General features: G+C 69.2%; 5 protein-coding genes. 1 reads left to right on the forward strand and 4 read right to left on the reverse strand.

Annotated features, from left to right (window positions below; all coding sequences use genetic code 11):
* Window positions 1-113 precede the first annotated feature (113 nt).
* From ACYP33_RS02170 to ACYP33_RS02185, 4 genes are all read right to left on the reverse strand, one after another.
* A complete protein-coding gene (locus ACYP33_RS02170) occupies window positions 114-1,016 on the reverse strand; it encodes a LysR substrate-binding domain-containing protein (protein ID WP_459619433.1) in 903 nt (300 codons plus the stop codon).
* Window positions 1,017-1,106: 90 nt separating this feature from the next.
* Window positions 1,107-2,486 carry a tripartite tricarboxylate transporter permease gene (locus ACYP33_RS02175; RefSeq protein ID WP_414440875.1) on the reverse strand — a complete coding sequence of 460 codons (1,380 nt, stop codon included), beginning with the start codon at window positions 2,484-2,486 and terminating at the stop codon, window positions 1,107-1,109.
* The gene (locus tag ACYP33_RS02180) at window positions 2,483-2,992 is read right to left on the reverse strand and encodes a hypothetical protein (protein ID WP_414440874.1); all 510 of its coding nucleotides are present in this window, start codon (window positions 2,990-2,992) and stop codon (window positions 2,483-2,485) included. The genes ACYP33_RS02175 and ACYP33_RS02180 overlap by 4 nt, the downstream gene beginning before the upstream one ends.
* A 214-nt stretch (window positions 2,993-3,206) precedes the next feature.
* The gene (locus ACYP33_RS02185) at window positions 3,207-4,490 is read right to left on the reverse strand and encodes a hydroxymethylglutaryl-CoA reductase, degradative (RefSeq protein ID WP_459619436.1); all 1,284 of its coding nucleotides are present in this window, start codon (window positions 4,488-4,490) and stop codon (window positions 3,207-3,209) included.
* 168 nt (window positions 4,491-4,658) lie between these two features.
* On the opposite strand from ACYP33_RS02185, the gene ACYP33_RS02190 reads away from it, so the two are divergent.
* On the forward strand, window positions 4,659-6,000 hold a 1,342-nt coding region (locus ACYP33_RS02190), incomplete at its 3' end, for an aminotransferase-like domain-containing protein (RefSeq protein WP_459619438.1).

Raw genomic sequence — 6,000 nt, forward strand, 5'->3', positions numbered from 1 at the left:
GGGCAATCCGGCCGTCAGAACGGATGGTAGGGATGGTCAAAAAAACCGCGATGCGGGTCCGTCATGCGCGTATGCGGATTCCGCATAGGGGCCGCGAGCGCGGCCGGACGGCCTCAGGCGGAGGCGCGCAGGTGCTGCCAGAGCGTGTCGAGAAACGCGCCGCGGTTGCTGGCGTCGCGGTACACGCGCAGCTCCACTTCCATGTGCCAGCTCGACGGCCCGGCCAACACCAGTTCGCCGTTGGCCAGCTCGCGCGCGACAGCGCTTTTCGGCAGCCACGCCAGCCCCTCGCCCTCGATCACGAGCTTCTTGAGCACCTCGGCCATGTCCGATTCGTAATGCAGCCGCAGCATCGGCGTGGCCGGCGCGCGCGACAGCAGCAACGCCTGGCAGCGCCCGAAGTAGCTCGTTTCGGTGTACGCAATGAGCGGCAGCGCGGCCTTGGTGGTGCCGGGCAGGCGGAACTGCGGCGCGGCGCGCGGCGTCGGCCGGCTGACCGGCAGCAGCGTGTCGAGGCCCACCGTCAGGTGTTCGTAGCGGGCCGGGTCGAGATGGAGCGGCAGTTCGGGGTGGTGATACGCGAACATCAGCTCGCAATTGCCGTTGACGAGCGACAGGATCGAATCGTGGACGTTGGCCGGCACCACGCGCGCCCGCACCTCGCCGAAGCGGGCCGACAGCGCCTTGAGCCAGGGCGGCAGGAAATTCAGCGCGATCGTATGGCCGGCCGCGATCTGCAGGCCGTGCCCGGCGATGCGCTGTTCGGTGCGGATGATCGCGCGCGTGTCGTGAAGCTTGTGCAGGATGTCGTCGGCCGCCTCGCGAAACAGGCGGCCGGCCGGCGTCAGCACGGGCGGAAAGCTGCTGCGGTCGATCAGCTCGGCGCCGATCCACTGCTCCAGCGACTGGATGCGCCGGCTGAAACCCGATTGCGTGACGTTCCGGAATTCCGCCGCGCGCGAGAAGCTCTGGTATTGCGCGAGGGCGATGAAATCCTCGATCCACTTGATTTCCATGCGGAGGCCGGCGGGGAGAAAAGTGAGCGGGCTGAATCAGCGCGCATTTTACGCCGCGGCCATCGCAAGCAAAATCGAAGACGGTTTCGCTCAAATCAGCTTCATCAGCGCCGGCACCCCGAGCACGGCCGCATAGAAGCCCATGAACTGCACGCCGGTGTTGAAGCTGAACAGCTTCGACAGCACCCCGCCCACCAGCCCCACCGTCAAGATCACGGCCAAGCCGGCCAGCCCGCCCTCCCACACGCCGATCACCACGATCAGCCCGGCAAAGGTGGCGATGATCGCCTCGTGACTCAGCTTGCGCGCAACGAACGACGCGGCTCGGTGCGCGTAGTTCATCGCCAGCGGATAGGCGATCAAGGCAGCCAGCAGCACCGCCAGCAAGCCGTAACCGAGGAACGCCCACGCCGACATCATGGTGTGCAGGTTGTGGATCTGGCCCGTGGCGGCATCGACGAAGAAGCGCGGCGGCGCGTTGAACAGCGGCGCGGCGGGGCCTGCGGCCACCGGGCTCAACGGCAGCCCGAACGCGATCAGCGGGATCAGCGCCTCGGCGATATAGGTCGCCTCGGTCACGCCGTTTCGCGCGGCGATCACCGTGGTCAGGCGCGGATACGCATGCTTGATGCGCGCGCCGACGATCTCGCCCGCCACCACCGTCATCGCCACCGGGCTGAACACGAAGGTGGCGCTCGACAGCGCGGCGGTGCCGAGCGTCCAGCCCGTCTGGCTGCGGTCGAGAATCCGCAACGGGTTCGGGAACCAGCCGCGCCAGCCCTTCAGGTCGGGTGCGAGCGAGAACGTGGCGAGCCGGTCGCGGCGCATCGCGCGTCGCGCGGGCGGCGACAGGATGCCGAACAAGTCGGCGATCAGCGGGCCGATCGCGATGCCGAGGAAATAGCTGACGGACAGCTTCACGCCGTATTTGCCGGTCAGCGTCTGCAACGCAACGATCAGCATCACGAACGGAATCAGCAGCAGCACGCTGGCCCAGCGCCCGGCCGACGCATACGCGATCACGCACGCGGCCGCCAGGAACACCCACGGCGCGGCCTTCGAGATCGCGCCGCCGAACGGCGCGAGCAGCACCGCGAACAGCACGGCCAGCGGCACCGCCACGCAGGCCGCCACGATCGCGCCGGAGATCATCTTGCGCAGCGCGATATGCGGCACGCCGAGCGCGCGCAGCGCCGTGGCCTGCTGCAACAGCGGCGCGGCCAGGGTGTCGCCGGGAATGCCGAGCAGCGCGGTGGGGATCGCGTGCGTCATGTGCTTGGCCACCGCGCCGGCCAGGAAGAACGTGAACACGCCGGCCGGCGGCACGCCGAGCAGCGCGACCAGCAGCGTCAGCGGCGCGATGGTGGTGGTTTCGTCGGTGCCGGACACCAGCCCGATCGCGGAGAACGCGATCGCGCCAAGCAGGCCCATCGCCAACGCGACGGAGAAATCGGACAGCAGCGGAGTCATCGGCGCGCTCCAGTGGTGTCGGCGGCCGATGCCGAGGCATCGCGCTCGCCGCGTTCGTAGGCGGCGAACACGGCCGTCAGGCCCAGTTCGTCCATTTCGGCGCGCGCGGCCGGGCTCAGATCATCGAGCGTGCCGAGGCCGCCCGATTCGGCATCGAGTTGCGCCAGCACGCGCAGGCGCGCCGCCTCGTCCACCAGGTGCTCGACCACCACGCGCTTCGGCTTGAACAGTCTGGCGCAGATCGCCCCGGCCGCCAGGCAGCCGCCCAGGCCCACCAGCATCGCGTAGGCGCGCGCGATCTGCGGATCGGCCACCACCGGCGCGAGCAGCGCGCGGCCCGCGAGAAACGCGCCCAGCGCCACGCCCACGCCGATCACGACCGACCAGCCGAGATGGCGCAAGTCGACGGTATCGCCCCACACTTCGGCCAGCGGCGCGTCGGTCGCCGTGTCGTGCAAGGCACGCGGCGGCGCGAGCGCGGCCGATTCCACGCGAATGTCGTTCATCTGTCTCCTCCTTCGATATGGAGTGTGCTGCGCGGCCGGGGTGGGTCCCGCGGTCCGCGTGCGCGCATGCCGAATGGCGATCATGCGCGGTGCTGCCCTGACGCGAAACGGCGCCGGCACGGCAGGGCCGTGCGCGGCGCGGCTTCGCGCGTTACTTCGTACCCCGTGCGACTCGGCGAGCCGAGCGTTCTCGACGACCGTCCGGCCCCGTCGCTCAGTCGCGCGGCCCGGCAAGCAATTGCAGCGCGTAATCGGTGCGCACGTCGCGAGCGGCGGCCATCTTCTTCGCCACCCAGTCGACGTCCGCGCCGGTCGCGCCGGCCGCGATCGCGATATTGCGCGCGTGCAGCGCCATGTGGCCGCGCTGAATCCCTTCGGTAGCCAGCGCGCGCAGCGCGCCCAGGTTCTGCGCGAGGCCCACCGCCGCCGCGATTTCGCCGAGCCGCTGCGCCGATTCCACGCCGAGAATCTTCAGCGCGGCACGTGCGAGCGGATGGGTACGCGTCGCGCCGCCCACCAGGCCCACCGGCATCGGCAGCTCGATGGTGCCGACCAGATCGCCGTTGGCGGCCTTTTCCCAGGTGGTCAGCGAGGTGTACCGGCCGCTGCGGCTCGCATACGCATGCGCGCCCGCTTCCACGGCGCGCCAGTCGTTGCCGGTGGCCACGATCACCGGATCGATGCCGTTCATGATGCCCTTGTTGTGCGTCGCCGCGCGGTAGGGATCGATGGCGGCGAACTCGTAGGCGTCGATCACGCGCTCGATCACGTCCTCGCCAGCGTAGTCGCGCGTGGTCAGCGTCGCCGCCGAATAGCGCACGTGCGCGCGGGCCAGCCGCAGGTCGGCCAGGTTCGACAGGATGCGCAGCCGCACCGTGCCGCCCGTCAGCGCCTCCACCTTGCCGGCCACGGCCTCGGCCATGGTGTTGACGGTGTTCGCGCCCATCGCGTCGCGCACGTCCACGATCAGGTGCGCCACCACCATCGCGCCGCGCGACGTGTCGGGGAACACGTGCACCTCGATGTCGCGGCAGCCGCCGCCGAGCTTGACCAGCAGGGCGTCGCGCGAATTGGCCAGCTCGATCAGCTCGGCCTTGCTGGCGAGGATCGTCTGGCGCGCGCCGTACGGATCGTCGATGCCGAGGATCTGCACCTGGGCGCGCATCAGCGGCCCGGTGCTGGAAGTGCGAAAGCCGCCGGCCTCGCGCGACAGCTTGGCCATGAACGAGGCGGCCGCCACGATCGACGGCTCCTCCACCGCCATCGGCACCAGCACGTCCTCGCCGTTGATGCGGAAGTAACCGGCCACCGCGAGCGGCAGCTCGAACGTGCCGATCACGTTCTCGATCATGCCGTTGGCAATGTCGAGCGGCAGCGCGCCGGGCTTGGCGAGCAGCGCGTGTTGCGCGTCGTCGAGGCCGGCCGCCACGGCGATGCGCGACAGGCGTTCGGCGGGCGTGAGGGAGCGGAAATCGGGCAGGGCGGAATCGATGGGCATCGGGGTCGTCTCCTTCGGTGTTGGGTCGGCCCCGCGTATTCCTGTGTTGCGGGGCCGGTTCGAATGGACGAATAATAGGCGCGCTGTACCTCAATGAAAGGTACAGTTCCCGACAACACTCGCGGCACTGTACCCGACACAGTGCACGCACCACCCGGAGCGGACGCGATGATACGGCGCGCAGGAACCACGCTGTCTGAAGCGATTGCGGACAATCTCGCCAGACAGATCGAGGAAGGCGTGTTGCCGGCCGGCAGCAAGCTGCCGTCGATCAGGGAATATGCGGATGCCTCGGGCTGCTCGAAAAACACCGTGGTCAGCGCGTTCGACATCCTGACCGCCAACGGCCTGATCGAGCCGCGCCGCGGCTCCGGCTTCTTCGTGTGCCGGCGCGCGAGCACGGCCGCCGCGCCCGCGGCCGACCCCGACGAAGCCACCACGCTCGACCGCGCGATGGACGTGGTCTGGCTGATGCGCGAACAGTTGCACGAGAGCGCCAACGTGCTGAACCTCGGCGAGGGCTTCCCGCCGGTGGACTGGCTCGCCAAGACGCGGCTCGACCTGTACCACCAGCGCGTGGTGCGCACCGGCGTGGCCTCGCTGTTCCGCTACGGCAGCCGTTACGGCTACCTGCCGCTGCGCCAGTCGCTGCAGCAGAAGCTGGCCGGCTACGACATCGACGCCCAGCCCTCGCAGATCGTCCTCACGCACGGCGCGAACCAGGCGATCGACATCGTGCTGCGCTACTTCGTGCATCCGGGCGACGCGGTGCTGGTGGACGACCCCGGCTACTACCCGCTGTTCGGCAAGCTCAAATTGAGCGGCGCAAGAATCATCGGGATTCCTCGCGAAACCGACGGCCCGTCGATCGCCGCGCTCGAAGCCGAACTGGCCGCGCATCGGCCCAAGCTGTTCTTCACGCAATCGGTGGGCCACAACCCCACCGCCACCGACACCTCGGCGGCCAAGGCGCACCGCATCCTGCAACTGGCCGACGCCTACGACCTGACCATCGTCGAGGACGACGCGCTGGCCGATCTCAAGCCGCGCACGCTGACGCGCATCGCCACGCTCGACCAGCTACGCCGCACCATCTACATCGGCAGCTTCGCGAAATCGGTGTCGGCGGCGCTGCGGGTGGGCTTCCTGGCCTGCGACGCGGGGCTGGCCAGCGACCTGGCCGACGTCAAGATGCTGATGCACGTCAGCAGTTCGGAGTACTGCGAACGCACCATCGACGCGATCGTCAGCGACGGTCATTTCCTTCGGCATACGAACTTCCTGCAGGACAAGCTGCGGCGCGCGACCGAAACCGGCCTGGTGGCGCTCAGGCGGCTGGGCGCCGAGGTGTTCCGCGAAAGCGATCAGAGCCTGTACCTGTGGGCGTCGCTGCCGGGCTGGCCCGATTCGATGCAGCTTGCGCAGGCGCTGATCGACCAGGGCGTGATCCTCGCGCCGGGCGCGGTGTTCGCGCCCGGCGCGGACCGGCTGTCGGCCTATTGCCGCTTCA

The organism is Burkholderia sp. 3C, from assembly GCF_054589155.1.